Below are 18,448 nucleotides of genomic sequence, written 5' to 3'. Positions count from 1 at the left end.
AGCCTTTTTGATCACCGTCAGAGCAAGCTCTGACGAGCCTTCGTGTACTCCGTTCACGAAACCAGATTTTTGCCGCGAGGGAGCCTGCGGCACCCGAGCGGGAAAAAGGTGGGTTTGAAGTCGCCAGGACAGATACGACTGGTATGAACGAAGGCGACAGGGTTCGCGTCGAACGCGATGGGCAGCGCTTCGAGGGCGTACTACTCCCCTCCTCGACACCCGATCATCTGGTCGTAAAACTTCCGAGTGGCTACAACGTCGGCATCGACAGAGACGATGCCGCTGTCGACGTGCTCGAATCCGACGTCTACGACGTCGAGAGCGCACAGGACGAACGCAGCGAGTCGAGCATCGAGTTCGACGAGGAGCTGCCGACGGTCTCGCTTATTTCGACCGGTGGCACGATCGCATCGACGGTCGACTACCGAACCGGCGCGGTCACCGCACAGTTCGATGCCGAGGACGTGCTCCGGGCCGTGCCGGATCTCGCCGGGCTCGCGAACTACCGCGGACGGGTCGTCGCGAACATCCTCTCGGAGAACATGACCCCCGACGTCTGGCAGGATCTCGCAGAAGCGATCCACGAAGAGATCGAGGCCGGCGCGGACGGCGTCGTCGTCATGCACGGCACCGACACGATGCAGTTCTCCGCCAGTGCGATCGCATTCATGCTCGATACGCCGGTCCCGATCGTCTTCACTGGCAGCCAACGCTCGGCAGATCGCCCCTCCTCCGACAACGTGATGAACGCAGTCAGCGCGGTCGAGGCGGCCAAAAGCGACTGTGCCGAGGTCCTGATCTGCATGCACGCAAACGAATCCGACGACCGGTGTGCACTCCACCGCGGGACGCGCGCCCGGAAGAACCACACCTCCCGACGAGACGCCTTCGAGACCATCGGGGCGGAGCCACTCGGCGAGGTCGACTACGAGAGCGAGCGTCACGAGATCACGTTCCGTCGCGAGTACCAGCAACGCGGCGAGACCGAGCTCGATCTCAATCCAGAACTCGAAAGAGGGGTCGAACTCGTGAAGTTCACTCCCGGCGCAGGTCCGGAACTGCTGGAAGCAGTCAGCGACGCCGAGGGGATCGTCATCGAGGGGACCGGCCTCGGACACGTCAACACGGACTGGATCGACCACATCGAGGAGCTCGTCGACTCCGGGACCGAGATCGTGATGACCAGTCAGTGTCTCGACGGGCGGGTCTGTGACCGCGTCTACGACACCGGCCGGGATCTGCTCGATGCCGGCGTCATCGAGGGTGAGAACATGCTCCCCGGCACGGCGAAAGTCAAACTGATGTGGGCGCTCGCGAACACCGAGTCTGTCCCGGAACGAATGCGGCGGCCGATGGCCGGCGAGATCACCGAACGCTCCGTCCCGGTCGAATAGACCGATGACGCCCAACTCAGACATCGAGTACAGAGACGCGACCGACGAGGACTACGAGGCCGTCGTGGACTTCACCGAGGAGACGTGGGCCAATCTCGACGTCGAGACCGCGGATTACATTCCCGACATCTACCACGACTGGATCGAGGGCGAGGACACGAAGACGATCGTCGCGGACGCTGGCGACGAGATTGCCGGCATCGCACAGTTCGTGATGCTCTCCGGGTACGAGGGCTGGGCGCAGGGAATGCGGGTCAACCCCGACTTTCGGGGGAAGGGGATCGGCTCGGCAATCGTCGAGGCACTCTTCGAGTGGGGCCGGAGTCAGGGTGCGACGATCGCGCGGAACATGGTCTTCTCCTGGAATCAGGCCGGACTCGGGCAGTCTCGCGCGCTCGGGTTCGAGCCAGTGACGGAGTTTCGCTGGCTACATCCCGAGCCAGAGCCATCCGAGGAACCGCCAGCATCGGCCGATCCGGACGCCGCGTGGGCGTACTGGTCGGGCTGCGAGGTCCGGGATCAGCTTCGGGGGCTGGCACTCGATATGGATCACGCCTGGACGCTGCGAGATCTGACTCGTGGGATGCTCACCCGCGCGGCGTCTGAATCGGCGCTTCTGACCGTTACTGACGAATCTGGGACGACGGGCATCTCCTATCGCTCTCGGCTGTTCGAGGCAGACACCGAAGACGGCGAAGGCGACGGCTCGGAAACCGAGACCATCGCCGAGTACGGGGTTGCTGCCTGGGATGGGCTCGATGCCGGCAGAGAACTGCTCGCAGAGATCGCGGCCGATGCAGCCGACTGCGGCGCTGATCGGACACGAGTGCTGATTCCCGAGACAGCAGCAGTCGTCTCTGACGGGGCATATCTCAAGGCAGAGATCGCAGCGGAACCGGATTTCGTCCTTGCTGCGGATCTGACCGGCGATCAGTAGAAGCCGCGCTCGACGTCTTCGTCGATGACATCTTCGAACTCCTTGTCGAGGAGCTCCTCGGCCTCGTCGAAGGTGTCGGTGAGGTCGTCCATCCGGTCGGGCCGGTCGGTGTGATCGAACTCCATCGGGCCGTAGGCGGGGCTGTCGAGGGCGTCCATGATATCCTCGAACAGTGCCTGTGGCGTCGTCGGTGCGTCAGCGTGGGTTTCGACGACCGTTTCGAGTTCCTCGGCACGCTGTTTTGCCGTGTCCTCGTCGCGGATCGGCTGCTTGACGCCGAAGTGGCCGGCGCTCTCGTCGTCCGAGGGAAACAGCGGCTCCAGTTCGTCGTCGATGCTGCGAGCGACCTGTGCGCCGACGCCGTCGACGTCGAAGGGGTTTCTCGCGTAGGTTTTGAGCTGGAATGCGCCGACGGCTGGATGGGCGATGTACATATCCTCGCCGATCCCCTGCCGTCGGTCGCCACCGATGGCTCGCCAGCCCGCCGGGTCGGCGTCGCTCTCGACAACGTCTTCCAGTATATCGTCCCAGTCGCGCACCTTCATCGCTACCGGAGAGTCGGGTGTCCAGCGAATTATAAGCAACGGTCACAGCGCAGCCGCTCGCAGTGTAGTATGAGAGGAACGGACAACCAGGATTGCGCGGCGTTCGGACGCGGGTAGTCCCGCGCGCCTCCTCCACCCCGCGACCCTACGAGCGACAGATGTCCGGCGGTCCGCTGCTCGCTTCCGCGCCTGACGGGCTGCCACCGGTTAACCGGACGGATGCGCCCCTGCAGGCACAGCCATCCGGACCTCCGTCCCCGCAGGACGAGGCTTCGACGTTGGCTTGCGGGGCCCGCGACCGTCTACCGCACGCCCCCGGCGTTCGGTCCCCACTTGAGGCCACATGTGGGAGCAGAGCGGGGCCTAACCGCCCGACCTAGTCCATCTTTATCTACCCGGGTGTATCTTAAGGGCCTTTCGGAAAGGTGGTCACGCCAACCGATCGGGTCCGAGTCGTGCGAAGACGAACTCGGTGCTGCTCCCCAATGGATCGTCGGCTGTCTCGGTGCGCAACTCGGTGAATCCTGCCTCACGAAGCTGGGCGAGTGTCCGGTCTCTGCCCGGTGCGGAGAAGAACATCGAGCCACCCATCCATCCCCGCCGGGTGGTCTCGAACTGTCCAGCAGGTAGCGTCATCAGGAGCCAGCCACCGGGCCGCATGACGCGGGCAAACTCCCGGTAGACCTCGGGGTGCTCACTCCGGGGGACGTGAAAGACAGCGTGATACGCGGTGATGCCATCCACCGAATCGGCAGCGAGCGGGAGTGTCGACATATCACCCTGCAGCAGTACCGACTCCGGAACCCGCTCGGCTGCGAGTTCGAGTGCATCCCGCGAGATGTCGACACCGATACTCCCCGGCGGCAGGTTCGCGAGTGTCCGTGCGCCGTCGCAGGGGCCGATATCGAGGACGGTCGGATCGGCCGGAAGCGATGCCAGCAACTCGTCGATCAGCGCGGCATCCGACCCGTCCGGATCGCGCTGGGTGGCGTACGTCTCGGCGACAGTGTCCCACGCACGTCGAAGCTCGTTGCGGTTCATACCTACCGTTGGTGCTACTGGGGTCTGAATCTGGTGCCCCAAAAGTAACTCGGAACCGAGTCCTTATATTCCTAAATGTGTGCCCGGTACATTAAATAATTAGAAACCATTATATACTTCGATCATCAATAGGTGTATATGTCGACAAAACAGTCGGCGGCCACGGCGGCGCACCGGTGTGAATGCGGCGAAACATTCGAAAGCACCGAGGAGCTTCTCGCCCACGTCCGAGAGGTACATCAGTTCTCACCGCTGTAACCCGATTGTTTTCGACCACCCGGATTTTCAACTGTAGAACAGCCCTCCAGCTGCAACAGGTTACGTCACCCACCGAGAGCGTCCGCACGAAGAGACAGCCAGGTGAAAACGGCCAACCTGGACACCAGATATCGGCTCGCATCGACTATCGATCTATGGGAACATAACAACGAAATTTACAATAAATCAATTGTTATATTTATTTTCTGGCCAACCCTCATAACCGTTCCCCCATGGATTTTAAGTAGTAGACAGGCAACGAGGTTACACATGCCACGAATCTCGCGGAGAGAGGCAATTGGCGCGCTCGGTACGTCAGGAGTAATCGCACTCGCAGGCTGTGCCGGGGGCGGTGACGATTCCGGGGACGATGGGGAGAACAACACTGACGGCGACTCCGGCGGTACCACCAACGGAGTCAGTGGGAATTTCAAGATCGGTGTTCTGCAGGATTTCTCGGGTGTCCTCCCCGCATACGGTGCCCAGGGAACGACTGGATTCTACAGTGGACTCGCGTACAAGGCAGACAGCGATCCCCTCGGCAACGATGCGGTCGACGAGGGCGACTACGAGTACGAGGTCGGCGACCTCACGGTCGAACTGTCAGTTCGGGACACACAGTGGGATCCCTCTCAGGCCCAGCAACTCGCCGAAGACCTGGCGACAACCCAAGAGGTCGACCTGCTGTACGGAGTCGGAAACTCCAACAGCGCAAACCGTGTCATCAGTCAGGTCGTCGACCGTGCCAATATCCCGTACATTCCAGGCCCGGCAGCGTCGGCGGCGATCACGAACGACTCGGAGACCTGCCGTGATCTGGTCTTTCGGGCGAACGAGAACACGGCGATGGACGCACGGAGTGGTGGTGTCTACATCGCCGAAGAGACCGACGTCGAACGGGTGGCCCTGTTCGGTGCGGACGAGGCATTCGGTCGGTCGGTCGTCAGCAACTACCGGCAGGTACTGGAGAACAACGGTGTCGAGATCGTCCAGCAGCGCTTTGTCCCCAGTGACTACGCCGAATGGGACGGGCTCCTCGATCAGGCAGAGCAAGCCGACGCACAGGGGATGGTCGGCGGCTTTACTGCGTCGGCGCTCGTCCCGTTCGGGCGGTCGTTCCTGCAGGGAGACTACGACATACAACTGTTCGGTGGGTTCGCCTCACGGGTGACGCTGAACGTGCTCGGTGACACGCTGTCGAGTACACTGGGTGAGGACTTCACGAACGAAGGGCTGGCCGACGCGGGCTTCGGCCCCTTCACGACCCGGTATCACTGGAACCAGTACGACAACCCGATCAACGACGCGTTCATCGACATGCACACTGACACCTACGAGGTGGTGCCCGATCTGTTCACCAGTGGGGCGTTCACGGCTGCATCGTCGGTCGTCCAGGCGATCGAGCAGGCCGGCGAGGCGAGTTCCGACGCCGTCGTCAACGAGATGAAAGGGATGACGGTCGCGGATACGCCGAAAGGCGAAGACGGCTACATGTACCAGGAGTACAACAACCAGGCCCGTTCAGATATGACGATCGCGCCGGTCGAAGTGACGACAGAGGAAGGCGACGACCAGTTCTGGCCAGCAGCGATCAAACCGGGCGACCCGATCGAGACGGTGCCGGCCGATCAGGTGACGACGCCGGCCTCGGAGATGAGCTGCGACCTGTCCTGACCCCCCTGCTGCCTGATTCGAACCCGCTAACAGACGACACTCACACGGAGAGCATGATACGTACTAACGAACTGACGAAGCGATTTGGAGGAATCACTGCAACCGGGGACGTGGATTTCGAACTCGGTGACGAACTCACGTCGCTTATCGGCCCCAACGGGGCCGGCAAGACGACGTTTTTCAACCTGCTGACCGGCGCACTCGAACCGACCGAGGGAACGATCGAGTTCAACGACGATGGCGAGTGGATCGACATCACCGACCGCAACACCTACGAGACTGCCCAGCTCGGCATCCACCGATCCTACCAGATAACGAATGTGTTCCCGACGGTATCGGTGTTAGAGAACGTCAGGATCGCAGCACAGGCCCACGGCGAAAACTCGCTTCGGTTCTGGCGCAACGTCGACGCGTTCGACAGACACTACACGGAAGCCGAGGCGATACTGGACCGGGTCGATCTGCTGGAGAAAGCCGACGTCGCGGCGGAGAACCTGAGCCACGGCGAGAAACGCCAGCTCGAGGTCGGCATCGCCCTGGCAGGCGATCCGGACGTGTTGTTGCTCGACGAGCCGAACGCAGGTGTCTCCAGTGAAGGTATCGACAAGGTCAAAACGATCATCGAGGACGTCGCAACCGACCACGCCGTGTTGCTGGTCGAACACAACATGGATATCGTGATGGACGTCTCCGACCGGATCGTCGTCCTCAATCAGGGCGAGGTGATCGCCGACGACGACCCCGAAAACATCCGCGGCAATCCGGACGTGCAGGAAGCCTATCTCGGTGGCTACGAGGCGGGCGATCTCGATGCTGCCCGCCGGCGGACCGAAGAGGACCGTTCCACAGCGGATGGGGGTGGCGTCGCGTGACGCTGCTCGAACTGGAGGGAGTCCACACCTACTATGGGGAGAGCCACATCCTCCAGGGAGTCGATCTGGAGGTCGGCGACGACGAGGTTGTCGCGCTGCTCGGCCGAAACGGCGTCGGAAAGACGACGACGCTCCGGTCGATCCTGCAGCTCACACCGCCAGCAGAGGGGAGTATCCGGTTCAAGGGCGAAGAACTCGTGGGGAAAGACACCTACGAGGTTGCCGAGGCGGGTATCGGCTGGATTCCGGAGGAACGGCGGATGTTCAACCGGCTCAGCGTCGAGGAGAATCTCAGGGCTGCAGTGCCGACTGCGGCAGGCGTCGCCGAGGGACTGGAGTTGGCCTACGACACCTTCCCGATTCTCGAAGAGCGCGCCGGACAGCGCGCCGGCGATCTCTCCGGCGGTCAACAGCAGATGCTCGCGATCGCTCGCGGACTCGTCGGGCAGAACGAACTGCTGCTCGTCGACGAACCGAGCGAGGGGCTGGCCCCGAAAATCGTCACCGACGTCGGTGAGGCGCTGCTGTCAGCATCTGCGTCGGTCCCGATCCTGCTCATCGAGCAGAAACTCGGGCTCGCGCTGGATCTGGCCGACCGATACTACGTGATGGATCACGGGGAGATCATCGACCGGGGCGAAACAGCCGGTGTCACTGCTGACGACGAACAGCTCAGGAGGTATCTGTCGGCATGATCGATCCTGCAGCCCCACTCGTGATCGGAGATATCGTCGATCTGCTCACCTCTCCCGGGGAGATGAGCCGGATCGTCGTCGAGGGCCTCGCAAAAGGAAGCCTCTACCTGATGATCTCCGCCGGCCTGACACTCATCTTCGGCCTGATGGACGTCATCAACTTCGCACACGGTGCGTTTACCATGTACGGTGCGTACATCGCGGGCGCGGCACTGCTCGGGCTCGGTGTCGGCTCGATGGGGTTTCTGGGCGCGATGGGGTCGATTTTCGTCGTCATGCTGCTCGTCTTCCTGCTGCTCGCCGCCGTCGGTGTCATCTTCGAGGTGGCGCTGATCCGGAAGCTGTACGAGTATCCGCCGATTTTCATGATTTTGCTCACCTTCGGACTTGCGATCACACTCGAAGAGCTGATGCGGATGATCGTCGAGTTCAGGGAGATCAACAACGGACAGTGGCAGATCGACTGGGCGACGCCACGGATCGAGTCCGTTCCGTCGGAACTCGCAAGCGTGAACGAGCTCGGCTTTTTCAGCTTCACCGGCCTCCAGCTCATCCAGATCGCCTTTGGCGTGCTCACCTTCGTCGGGATCTGGGCGTTTCTCAACAAGACGCGGTACGGACTCTTCGTCCGGGCGGGTGTCGAGGACGAGGAGATGGCCAAAGCGCTCGGGATCAACATCAACCGGACCTTCACGGCGGTGTTCGCAGTCGGCTCCGGACTCGCCGGAATCGCCGGTGTCATGCTGGCACTGGACCCACTCTGGGCGGTGAACGTCCCGCTCGCGCTGGCTGTCCTCTTGCCAGCGTTCGTGATCGTCATCGTCGGTGGCCTCGGCTCGTTCAAGGGGACAGCCGTGGCGTCGTTGCTCGTCGGGATGATCGACGCGCTGGGCACGTGGGCGTTCCAGACGGGTGTCATCACGTTTACCGACCTCGATCAGCTGATGATCTTCGGTATTCTGGTCGTGATGCTCATCCTCAGGCCACGTGGCCTCTTCGGCGTCGAAGGACAGGGTGATCACGGATGAGTTCCGAGAAGACGACGCGCGGACCAGCCTGGCTGGGCCAGTACCTCCGGGACCACATCCTGCTCATCGCCATCGTCGCAATATTCGTGGCCTATCCGTTCCTCTATGGGTTCCTGACGAACCAGTTCGGGATCGTGGCGGCGATGATCCTTCCCGAGACACGGACGATGCTGACGATTCTGGCGCTCGGGCTGTTCGCGATGTCGTTCGATTTCGTCAGCGGCTACACCGGCTATCTCTCCTTCGGCCACGCCGCATTCTTCGGCATCGGTGCCTACTTCGTGGTCATGGGATTCAACGGACAGATCCCACTGGTACCCGCCGAGTTGCCGTTCATGCTCTTGCTGGTGCTCGGCGGCCTGGTCGCTGCCGTGGCCGCCTTCCTGATCGGGCTCATCTCCTTCCGACTATCCGGCGTCTACTTCGCGATGATTACGCTCGGCATCTCGGAAGTGCTGTACGTCATCTCGAACAACTGGGATTACATCACGCCGGGAAGCTCCGATCCGTCTGACGGTGTCGCGGCAGGTGCCCCCTCCGACGTCGGCTTCTTCGAACCGGTTCTCGGCATTCCGTTCGTCGATCCACTCAATGCCAAAGTCGGTCCCTTCGGTGACGAAACCCTGCTGGGATTCGATTTCGGCGATCCGGAGATTGTCTCCTACTTCCTGATCGGGGCCGCGGTCCTGCTCTGTTATCTCGCGATGAAACGGATCATCCACTCGCCGTTCGGAAAGGTGATGATCGCGATCAGGGAGAACGAAGAGCGTGCACGAGCGATCGGTTACAACACCTTCCGCTACAAGATGGGCGCGTTCATGATCAGCGCTTTCTTCGGCGCGATTGCCGGCGGGTTGCTCGTGGCCTACGTCGGCACGATCGACCCCCAGAACTCCTTTTTCTTCCTGGTGACCGGCTTTGCACTCGTCGCTGCGATCATCGGCGGACTCGGCACGCTCGCCGGACCATTCTTCGGGTACATCTTCCTCGAAGGTGTCCGGGAGTTTCTCGCACGCGAGGGCAGTGGCGGGGGGCTCCAGCCGTTCCTCGAACAGACGCTGCCAGGTGGGGTACTGAACATCAATCTGGGCGGACTCACCATCAACGAAGCGCTCGATGCCTTCATGACCGGCCACGGGGAGTTCTACGCCGGGATTATCTTCGTCCTCTTCGTCCTCTACATTCCGATCGGGCTGCTCGGCACGCTACGGCAACGCCTCGGGACTGATTCGGTCGCAAAGTACGTCTCCCGACGCGTCGCGGATCGGTTCGGATCGTCGGGGAGTCAGCCAGCCGAGTGAACCTGGTGTTCGGTGACGAACTCCCTGATGAGTTCGTTGACCCGGTCGCTTTCCTCGATCATGAGCATGTGTGGCGCACCGTCGATCAGTTCGAGTCGTGCCTCCGGGAGTTTCTCGGCCAGCAGGTGTGCATTCTCGACGGGGAGTACCCTGTCGTTCGTGCCGTGGACGATCTGTGTCGGGATCGAGATCTCCTGGACCCGGTCGCTCACGTCGAAGTTCGCGGCTGCGGCCCCCTGGGACTCGCGGGCCACCTCGCTGGCGTCTTCTTCGAGTCGCCAGTCGAGAATCCGATCGATCGTCTCGGGATTAGCCTCGAAAAACTCGTCGTTGAGTGCCGGCCCCATCCGGTGGCGAATCGTTTCACGGGGGCTCGAACCCTCTGGAACGTCGTACATCGTTTCCAGTGTTTCGTCGGGGATCGGCACTGCGTCCGGGCCGCCGTGGGTCGTACAGAGTAGTGTCACTGAGCGTGCCCGGTCGTAGTCCAGCACGTACTGCTGGGCGATCATCCCGCCCATACTGGCTCCGACGACGTGGACGTCGTCGACGCCTGCATCCGCGAGTATCGCGTCGAGATCGGCCGCAAACTGCTCGATCGAGTAGCTCAAGAGTTTGTTAAAGATCAACACCCGGAGGATCCGAGGCAGTCGCGGGACGAGTGGCGGCAGACCGGCCTCGGAGTTGCCAGTGCCGCGGTTATCCGGCAGGACGAGGCCGAACTCGTCGCCGAGTCCCGCACGTTGCCAGTGCCAGAGCCACCGGCCGACACCCAGCCCCTCGATGAAGACGATATCGTCCTGGCCGTTGCTGTCGTACTCGTAAAACAGCGAAACGCCGTCGCGTGTCACTCGTGGCATTTGACAGCACTAACTCACAGGAGTGACATAATGCTGTGGGATCCCTCGGTGATTCCGCTGGCGACCCGCAAGCATCCTGTCCGGTTCGAATCCTGGCAGTTATCGTTTGCCGCTCCACTTCTCGTACAGTTCACCGTTTTCACACTCTTCGGGCGGTGGGTTCAGCTCCGTCCTACAGCACGGGCTCTGCTCCTCGCAGACGACCTCTGTGACTGACACACCGTGATAACAGCCACACGTGCCACAGGTCATGAGAACTTCCCGTTCGAGAACTCCGATCCTGAGACACAGCGGGATGACAACCGCGTACCTGAGAAACTGGACAAACACGCCGAAAGAGACGAGTGCATAAAACGCGAGGACAGTACGCTGTGCATTTGCGACAGTAAACCGGCTCGACAGAACCACCGGATTATAATTATCTATTACCGATATTAATTCAATCATGATCAAAAGATTCCAAACATTATCTGGAGTTAGCTAAAATATGGAGTGTATATTTACTTTTCTAAGATTGGCTAACAGTTTACTTTCATAGTGATTACTGCGAGTCTTTACCGCCGTCGAAACCGAACACGAGTGTTACACGCCTCGAGACATCGAAATCTGCGGCATGGGCACGAAAATAACCGCAGTAATCACGATCAGAGTCGCCGCCGTCGTAGCTGTATTGCGACCGAGTGGTTTCTGTCGGAATTCGAGACGAGTCGATTCTGTCTCGCGGTTCAGCCGACCCAAAAACCAATGAATACGGGCCCCACAGTTCTGGGTACGCTGTCCCATTGTGGGCAAAGAGATCATCATGACAGTAGTTCACGACCACAGTGATCGACCCTACGAGTGGATCGGTGGGTTGAGTGAGCGGCGAGCACGGCTCACCCCGGATCGGATCGGCCTCGTCGACGCCGATACGGGCGAGGAGTACAGCTACGCCGACCTCGACCGGCGGGCGAACCGGACAGCCCGGCTGCTGGGGGAGACAGCCGTCGAGAGCGGGGATCGGGTCGCAGTCGTCTCGCGAAACCGGCCGGAACTCGTGGATCTGTACTTCGCCACCGCGAAGGTGGGTGCCATCCTCGCGCCGCTTTCCTTTCGGCTCTCACCGCGGGAACTGGCCGAGATGCTCGCGGATATCGAACCGCAGCTGCTGGTCGTCGAACCACGGTTCGCCGCGGAGATTCAGGACGCTCTCGACGACAGCGACATCGCTTCTGACGAGCTGACGATCCTGATACTGCCGGCAGAGGATGGTTCGGAGCAAAACGAGACCGACCCGGTGCAGTGGACCGGGTACCAGCAACGGCTCCCGGACGACAGCTCTCCGGTCGAGCGTGCCGACATCGCGCTCTCCGATCCGCATCTGTTCTTGCACACTGGCGGCTCGACGGGCCTCCCCAAACAGGTCGTCCTGAGCCACGGGGGGATCATCTGGAACGCATTCAACACCATTCTCTCCTGGGGACTGCGTGACAACGACGTGACGCCGATGGTGTTTCCGATGTTCCACACCGGCGGCTGGAACGTGTTGACGATTCCCTTCTTCCATCTCGGCGGAACGGTTATTATCGCACGCGAGTTCGACGCCGGGCAGGTACTCACTCTCGTCGAAGAGCACAGCGCGACGGTGCTGGTCTCCGTCCCCGCGATCCTCCGATTTATGGCCGACCACGACGAGTGGGCGGAGACCGACCTCTCCTCGCTCCGGCTGGTCAAAAGTGGCGGGGGACCCGCACGGGAGTCGGTCGTCGACGCCTGGCGTGAACGCGGTATCACGCCCTCGCAGGGGTACGGGCTGACAGAGTGTGGCCCGAACAACTTCGCGATGCCCGACTCCTACCCACGGGAGAAAACCGAGACGATCGGCCAGCCAGCTCTCTACGTCGACGCCCGGATCGTCGACGACGACGGCAACGAACTGCCCCAGGGGGAGGTAGGCGAACTCGAACTGGCGAGCCCGCACGCCAGCAATAGATACTGGCGACGTCCCGACGAGAGCGAGAAAACCTTCCGTGAGGGCTGGGTGTCGACGGGTGATCTCGCCCGCGTCGACGAGGATGGCTACTACTCCATCGAGGGGCGCAAGAAGAACATGTTCGTCTCCGGTGGCGAGAACGTCTACCCGCCCGAAGTCGAAGACGTGCTCACTAACCACCCGAAAGTCACGGAGGCCATCGTCGTTCCTATCGAGGACGAGACGTGGGGGCAGGTCGGCAGGGCAGTTATCGAAGGCGACGATTCGCTCACCCTCGAAGAGCTACAGGCGTTCGTAGCGGATCGACTCGCCAGATTCAAAGTTCCGAAAGCACTCGTCTTCGTCGACGAGATGCCGACGAGTGGACCGGGGAAGATCGATCGCCAGCAACTCACCGAGGCGTACGGCTCGGAGTGATAGTGATTGTTGCGGTTATTTTCGTGACCGAGTCACGGATATCGACGTGTCACGGCGTGTAACACAGAATTTGCGTCGCTAGAGCGGTACAGACTCGCAACAATCACTATGAGTCGCTGCCCTAGTATTTGGGAAGGTTCTCGATACACGCTGGCGGAACGTGATCGACTGTGTAGATGAACTTCCCGTCTTTCGATATCTCCAGTCCCTCCTCTTGCAGTGCTTTCGAGGAGACCCGAAGAACGATCGGATCGCCAGCGTGGCGCTCGCCGACCGTTCGTGCCTCGTCTTCGCTGTCGGTGAGATGAACAGCCTGGCGGTTCATCGAGCGGAGCCCATCTGCTTCGATCGACGGGATATTGTCGGGGGCAGTTCCGTGATACAGCGTGTCGGGGACGTCGACTGCCCCCCGCTCGATCGTCACGTCGACAGAATGGCCGTAGGCGGCTCTGATCTGCTCGCCTCGGCGTTCGAAACGCCCTTTCGGGTCCTGGGAGACGACTGCCTCGACTGTCTGGCTGTCAGCCCAGTCGTAGTTGTCGCCGACAGCGGCGATCAGCTCTGACGTGGGCGTCCAGCCGTAGTCGTCGACTGTGAGCCCGACATCCTCGGGGAAGTGACGAAGTGCGCCGCTCATGAACTTCGAGAGCTGTCGTCGCCGGGAGCCGGAGAGTACCTGCGGTAGTTGTTCGTCGCACTCCGAACAGTGCTGTGCTGTCTGAAACCCGTGGTCCGAGCAGCGGTAGATTGGGTCTGTCATCGACGCGTCCAGTTGTCTGTACTCGGCGCTGGTGTAGCAAAGACGTTGCTACTCGGGATCGAACTGGCCTCACCTGATCAGGCCGAGTCGCCACTGCGACTCCGCACACGGTAGAGGCCGAAAAGAACGATTGTTGCTGCGACGATGCTTGCGAGTTGCGTCTTGCTTGGGCGCATACGAGTGTGTTGACGGTGGAAGTGTAAATACGATGGAGGACCGTCTCAGACGGAGAGACGGAGTTTCTCATACTGAAACGACAGGTGGGATAGCTCTTAACAAAGCGGCCGCTGTCAGTGGTGGCATGGCGTTACTGGACGGGAAGACAGCAGTCGTAACGGGAGCAGCGAGTGGCTTCGGTCGGTCGATCAGTCGAACCTTCGCTCGGAATGGAGCGGACGTCATCGTCGCCGACATCCGGACCGACCCCCGAGAGGGTGGGCGGCCGACACACGAACTGATCCGAGAGGAGACGGACCAGCATGCCTACCACGTCGACTGTGACGTGACGAGTGCAGACGATCTGGCAGTCGCGGTGGAGGCTGCCGACGAACTCGGTGGGATCGACATCATGGTCAACAACGCCGGCCTGTTCCGGACCGAGGAGTTTCTGGAGGTGACGGAAGCGGAGTACGACCAGATGATGGACGTCAACGTCAAAGGAGTCTTCTTCGGTGCGCAGGCTGCGGCCCGCGAAATGGTCGAACGGGGAGACGGAACGATCATCAACATGTCCAGTGCTGCGGGCTACAGTGGCGCGAGCGGATTTCCGACCTACTGTACGTCGAAAGGGGCAGTGCGGCTGCTCACCTACGCGCTCGCGGACCGGTTCGGGCCGGAAGGAATCCGCGTCAACTCGATCAACCCCGGGTTCGCGGAGACACAGATGATGGCCGAGTCCGGCCTCGGCAATGGAATCCGCGGCCGTATTCAGGATCAGGTGTTGCGACGGATGACCCCACAGCGCCGGTACGCCGAGACCCAGGAGATCGCGAACGTTGCGCTCTTTCTGGCGAGTGATCTGAGTAGCTTCGTCAACGGTGAATCGATCCTCGTCGACGGTGGTCTGACCAATACCGGATGACACAAACCTACAAGCAGGAGGCCCCAGTACAGTCACGTAATGTCACAAGCACTAGCAGACCAGGCGTGTGAGGCGTGCACGTCAGATGACGAACCGCTGACCGAAGCCGAGTACACGGAGTATCTCGACGAGATCGAACAGTCGGTCTGGGAGGTCGTCGACGGACACCATCTGGAGGGGACCTACGAGTTCGAGGACTTCCGCGACGCCTTAGAGTTTACCTACGAGGTCGGCGAACTGGCCGAGGAGGAGTGGCATCATCCGGATATTCACCTGCAGTGGGGCGAGGTGCGCATCGAGATGTGGACCCACAAGATCGACGGCCTCCACAAGACTGATTTCGTGATGGCAGCCCGGATGGACCGGATGCACGAGGAGTACGCACCCGACGAATAAAACGGATTCTCGAGGCTACATTTCGCCCGTCGCGATCCCTTCGAGCGCACCGGCGATGTTGTCCAGTAGATCCGCCTGCCCCTCGATTCCGTGGCGTTGGGCGATGTACTCCGGATCGTTGTAGGAGATTTTGATCTCGCCGTCGTCGTCCCAGACGAGCATCCGCTGGGGGAGATCCAGCCCCGCCCGCTGGGAGGTCTGCATCAGCGGCGTTCCAGCCTGTGGATTTCCGAAAAAGATGACGCGTGTTGGTGGCAACTCCATGTCGACACTCGCAGCGTTCTCACGGTGATCGAGTTCGGCGACGACGCCGAGTCCCTCGTTGTCCTCGATCGTCGATCTGATACGATCGAACGCCGCATCGACGCTGTCTTCGTCGGCCTGTACAGTCACGACGCCTGTGTCCTCTGGTTGAGTCATATCGGTATCGGTCTCCGAATCGTTCGTTTCTGAATCGTTCATCTCCGTCCCGTTCGTCTCTGTCTCGTTCAGTTCTGTCTCGTTTGCCTCGGTTCCGTTGCCGTCGTCGTCGCTCCCGAGACAACCGGCCAGCGAACCGACGGTAGCGACGCCACCGAATGCGAGTACTGTTCTTCGGTCCACATGTTTACTCCACAGGAGACAAACCTAAAATTTGGCGTCAGGAATGTCGAATCAATTTGGACTCTCCTGAACAACCCGGAAGAATCACCACACTAGCGTTAGAACTACTTACTCATATTTTGTAGGAGAGTACGATGGAGCATCTCACGGACGTCTCGGTCGAACAACTGCAACGGGCCCTCGAAGACGTCGAGGGCAAAAAGGCCACAGTACGCCTGACGGCAGCGATCGCGTACAAAAACGGAATTACACAGACGGAGCTTGCCGAATGGTACGACGTCCAGCGGCGAACGATCTACAGTTGGCTCACGCGTCTCGAATCGGGCTCGCTCGTCGATGCCGTCTACGACGGGGACCGGAGCGGTCGCCCTCGCAAACTCGATCCGGGCCAGCACGAGCAGTTGACCGAACTGCTCCAGGAGTCGCCGGAAGCTGCAGGATACGACAGGGAGTCGTGGACACCGGCGCTCGTCCAGCAGTGCCTGGCGGATCGGTTCGGTGTGGAGTACTCCAAGCCGAGTTGTCGGCGGTTGATGAAAGAAGCCGGACTCCGCTACGAGCGATCAGAGCCGCCGAGAGATGCTGAAGCTGACACGCGACAGACGGGACAGTCGGGTCGATGGAGACCACAGTAACGCGGGACCGAGACCGGTATGGATTGGGTCAGCCTCGGGACGGAATCGATATACAAGACGAGTAATTACTTCTACTGTCAAGGGGAGAGCGATCTGGAAATCGTCGAAGCGAACGATTCCAATAAAAAACGAGAATGGTCGCCGTCGGGTTCGAACAGCGCGAGGGAGTTACTCCTCGGTGGCCCAGTCGAGCGAGCGTTCGACGGCGTCGTCCCAGCGACTGTAGAGCTGGTCTGCCTCGGACTGATCCATCTGCACGTCGAACTCGCGGTCGACCTGCCAGTTCTCTCGCAGGCTGTCCAGATCACTCCAGTAGCCGACGGCGAGTCCGGCCGCGTAGGCCGAGCCCAGCGCGGTCGTCTCGTCGACGACCGGTCGGACGATCTCCGTCTGGATGATATCTGCCTGGAGTTGACAGAGGTAGTTGTTCTTGACTGCACCACCGTCGACACGCAGGCTCGTCGTGTCTACGCCGGAGTCGGCCTCCATCGCTTCGGCGACGTCGCGTGTCTGGTAGGCGATCGATTCGAGCGTCGCTCGCACGATGTGCTCTTTCCGGGTCCCGCGAGTCATCCCCACGATAGTCCCCCGTGCGCGACCGTCCCAGTGCGGGGCACCGAGGCCGGTAAAGGCCGGGACGAGATAGACACCATCTGTTCCCTCGACGGAGCGTGCCATGTCCGCAGTTTCGGCTGCGTCGTCGATTAGCTCCATATCTTCCAGCCACTCGATGGCTGCACCGGTCATGAAGATCGAGCCCTCCAGACAGTACTTGACTTCGTCACCAGACCGCTGGAAGCCGATGGTCGTCAGCAGTCCATGGTCGGATGCGACGGCCTCGTTGCCGGTGTTCATCAGGTAGAACGACCCAGTCCCGTAGGTGTTCTTCGCGTCCCCCACGTCGAATCCGGTCTGGCCAAAGAGTGCAGCCTGCTGGTCACCCAGCGCGCCGGCAACCGGCACCTCTGCGCCGAGGAAGCCGTCCGCGTCGGTCGAGCCGTAGGTCTCCTCGTCGGAGGATGGGCGAACTTCCGGCAGCATCTCACGTGGAACGTCGAACTCTTCGAGCAGTTCGTCGTCCCAGTCGAGATCCTCGATGTTGTACAGCATCGTCCGCGATGCGTTCGACACGTCGGTGATCTGGTTGCCCGTCAGATTGTAGATGACCCACGTATCCGGCGTTCCCATCATCAACTCGCCGGCTTCGGCGCGCTCACGCACGTCCTTCGGCCGTGCGCGCTGTTGTTTGATCGGATCGGCGTTGTCGAGGATCCACTCGGCTTTCGTCGCCGAGAAGTACGCATCACACTCCAGCCCCGTCTTGTCACGGATCCACTCGACTTTGTCCTCTTCCTGGATCTCCTCGACACGATCCGTCGTCCGTCGGTCCTGCCAGACGATCGCGTTGTACACCGGCTGCCCCGTCTCCGCGTCCCAGACGATCGTGGTCTCACGCTGGTTGGTGATCCCGATCGCTTCCAGTTGCTCCGCGCTGATTCCCGCATCTACCAGTCCGTCTTTGACGACGTCCTTGGTATTCTCCCAGATTTCTATCGGGTCGTGCTCTACCCAGCCCGGCTCCGGATAGATCTGTTCGTGTTTCTTGTAGGCGCTTCCGACCACCTTTCCGCCGTGATCGAAGGCAATAAACCGCGTTCCTGTCGTTCCCTGATCGATCGCACCAACGTATGTGTTGTCTGCCATTGTAATCAACTCTATTAGAGACTGGGGACTCAGTTCCGGCCCCCCTCGCCTAACCCCGTAGGGTCTTAAATTGATAATGGTATGTGCAATGTCTGTTCGAGATACAAACAGATATGAAACTATAGAGTTCGATAGTTATATTTAATTATTTTTTATGAATTACGGGGGCGAAAATAGGATTGAGATAACTGAGCTCGTCGCCGATAGCTCCATCTGGCTCTCCGACGGAGTGTGATACGTGAGCTACCCACTAGATTTATGCGTCGGGTGAGCGA

17 protein-coding genes, 1 other RNA gene and 1 pseudogene are annotated in these 18,448 nt (G+C 60.7%); 11 read left to right on the top strand and 8 right to left on the bottom strand.

Annotated features, from left to right (window positions below):
* The first annotated feature begins 143 nt into the window (after positions 1-143).
* Together gatD and EOW68_RS01060 are read left to right on the top strand one after the other, a co-directional pair.
* A complete protein-coding gene (gatD, locus tag EOW68_RS01065; protein WP_128223322.1) occupies positions 144-1,394 on the top strand; it encodes a Glu-tRNA(Gln) amidotransferase subunit GatD in 1,251 nt (416 codons plus the stop codon).
* A 4-nt stretch (positions 1,395-1,398) separates the two neighbouring features.
* A complete protein-coding gene (locus EOW68_RS01060; protein ID WP_128223321.1) occupies positions 1,399-2,331 on the top strand; it encodes a GNAT family N-acetyltransferase in 933 nt (310 codons plus the stop codon).
* Here the strand turns inward: EOW68_RS01060 and EOW68_RS01055 are convergent.
* The 3 genes from EOW68_RS01055 to EOW68_RS01045 all read right to left on the bottom strand — a co-directional run bounded on the left by EOW68_RS01055 (position 2,325) and on the right by EOW68_RS01045 (position 3,917).
* Positions 2,325-2,876, bottom strand: a complete 552-nt coding sequence (locus EOW68_RS01055; RefSeq protein WP_128223320.1) for a hypothetical protein — start codon at positions 2,874-2,876, stop codon at positions 2,325-2,327. The two genes, EOW68_RS01060 and EOW68_RS01055, sit on opposite strands and share 7 nt — an antisense overlap.
* A gap of 76 nt (positions 2,877-2,952) precedes the next feature.
* Positions 2,953-3,263, bottom strand: an RNA gene (gene ffs, locus EOW68_RS01050) — signal recognition particle sRNA.
* 42 nt (positions 3,264-3,305) lie between these two features.
* Complete coding sequence (locus EOW68_RS01045) at positions 3,306-3,917, bottom strand: class I SAM-dependent methyltransferase (RefSeq protein ID WP_128223319.1); 612 nt, start codon at positions 3,915-3,917, stop codon at positions 3,306-3,308.
* Positions 3,918-4,445: 528 nt separating this feature from the next.
* On the opposite strand from EOW68_RS01045, the gene EOW68_RS01040 reads away from it, so the two are divergent.
* From EOW68_RS01040 to EOW68_RS01020, 5 genes are read left to right on the top strand one after another with little or no spacing between them, the layout of a single operon-like run.
* A complete protein-coding gene (locus tag EOW68_RS01040) occupies positions 4,446-5,849 on the top strand; it encodes an ABC transporter substrate-binding protein (protein WP_128223318.1) in 1,404 nt (467 codons plus the stop codon).
* Between the two features lie 53 nt (positions 5,850-5,902).
* Complete coding sequence (locus tag EOW68_RS01035; RefSeq protein ID WP_128223317.1) at positions 5,903-6,721, top strand: ABC transporter ATP-binding protein; 819 nt, start codon at positions 5,903-5,905, stop codon at positions 6,719-6,721.
* Positions 6,718-7,416, top strand: coding sequence for an ABC transporter ATP-binding protein (locus EOW68_RS01030; RefSeq protein WP_128223316.1), 699 nt, complete (start codon positions 6,718-6,720; stop codon positions 7,414-7,416). Before EOW68_RS01035 ends, EOW68_RS01030 begins: the two co-directional genes overlap by 4 nt.
* Complete coding sequence (locus EOW68_RS01025; RefSeq protein ID WP_128223315.1) at positions 7,413-8,444, top strand: branched-chain amino acid ABC transporter permease; 1,032 nt, start codon at positions 7,413-7,415, stop codon at positions 8,442-8,444. The genes EOW68_RS01030 and EOW68_RS01025 overlap by 4 nt, the downstream gene beginning before the upstream one ends.
* Positions 8,441-9,745: a branched-chain amino acid ABC transporter permease gene (locus EOW68_RS01020; RefSeq protein WP_431358685.1), complete on the top strand. Its 1,305-nt coding sequence runs from the start codon at positions 8,441-8,443 to the stop codon at positions 9,743-9,745. The genes EOW68_RS01025 and EOW68_RS01020 overlap by 4 nt, the downstream gene beginning before the upstream one ends.
* Here the strand turns inward: EOW68_RS01020 and EOW68_RS01015 are convergent.
* Together EOW68_RS01015 and EOW68_RS01010 are read right to left on the bottom strand one after the other, a co-directional pair.
* Positions 9,730-10,605 (bottom strand): alpha/beta fold hydrolase, encoded by an 876-nt coding sequence (locus EOW68_RS01015; protein ID WP_128223314.1) that lies wholly within the window; start codon positions 10,603-10,605, stop codon positions 9,730-9,732. The genes EOW68_RS01020 and EOW68_RS01015 overlap by 16 nt on opposite strands.
* A gap of 99 nt (positions 10,606-10,704) precedes the next feature.
* On the bottom strand, positions 10,705-11,013 hold the full coding sequence (locus EOW68_RS01010) for a hypothetical protein (protein WP_128223313.1): 309 nt from the start codon (positions 11,011-11,013) through the stop codon (positions 10,705-10,707).
* Positions 11,014-11,407: 394 nt separating this feature from the next.
* Between EOW68_RS01010 and EOW68_RS01005 the strand changes: the two genes are divergently transcribed.
* A complete protein-coding gene (locus EOW68_RS01005) occupies positions 11,408-12,994 on the top strand; it encodes a class I adenylate-forming enzyme family protein (RefSeq protein WP_128223312.1) in 1,587 nt (528 codons plus the stop codon).
* A gap of 121 nt (positions 12,995-13,115) precedes the next feature.
* Here EOW68_RS01005 and EOW68_RS01000 read toward each other — a convergent pair whose 3' ends face one another.
* Entirely contained in the window at positions 13,116-13,754 is a 639-nt protein-coding gene (locus EOW68_RS01000) for an RNA 2'-phosphotransferase (RefSeq protein ID WP_128223311.1), read from the bottom strand.
* 301 nt (positions 13,755-14,055) lie between these two features.
* On the opposite strand from EOW68_RS01000, the gene EOW68_RS00995 reads away from it, so the two are divergent.
* Together EOW68_RS00995 and EOW68_RS00990 are read left to right on the top strand one after the other, a co-directional pair.
* On the top strand, positions 14,056-14,835 hold the full coding sequence (locus EOW68_RS00995; protein ID WP_128223310.1) for an SDR family oxidoreductase: 780 nt from the start codon (positions 14,056-14,058) through the stop codon (positions 14,833-14,835).
* Positions 14,836-14,874: 39 nt separating this feature from the next.
* Positions 14,875-15,231: a 4a-hydroxytetrahydrobiopterin dehydratase gene (locus EOW68_RS00990; RefSeq protein WP_128223309.1), complete on the top strand. Its 357-nt coding sequence runs from the start codon at positions 14,875-14,877 to the stop codon at positions 15,229-15,231.
* A 15-nt stretch (positions 15,232-15,246) separates the two neighbouring features.
* Here EOW68_RS00990 and EOW68_RS00985 read toward each other — a convergent pair whose 3' ends face one another.
* Positions 15,247-15,834 carry a DUF302 domain-containing protein gene (locus EOW68_RS00985; RefSeq protein WP_431358684.1) on the bottom strand — a complete coding sequence of 196 codons (588 nt, stop codon included), beginning with the start codon at positions 15,832-15,834 and terminating at the stop codon, positions 15,247-15,249.
* A 134-nt stretch (positions 15,835-15,968) separates the two neighbouring features.
* On the opposite strand from EOW68_RS00985, the pseudogene EOW68_RS00980 reads away from it, so the two are divergent.
* Positions 15,969-16,427: pseudogene (locus EOW68_RS00980) on the top strand (helix-turn-helix domain-containing protein); the annotation flags it as partial.
* A gap of 210 nt (positions 16,428-16,637) precedes the next feature.
* Here EOW68_RS00980 and glpK read toward each other — a convergent pair.
* Entirely contained in the window at positions 16,638-18,173 is a 1,536-nt protein-coding gene (glpK, locus tag EOW68_RS00975; protein ID WP_128223307.1) for a glycerol kinase GlpK, read from the bottom strand.
* Positions 18,174-18,448 lie beyond the last annotated feature (275 nt).

The organism is Halovenus amylolytica (genome assembly GCA_004015825.1).
Taxonomy (GTDB): domain Archaea; phylum Halobacteriota; class Halobacteria; order Halobacteriales; family Haloarculaceae; genus Halovenus; species Halovenus amylolytica.
The sequence above is the reverse complement of the archived record's forward strand: the minus strand, read 5'-3'. Positions and strand labels throughout refer to the sequence as shown.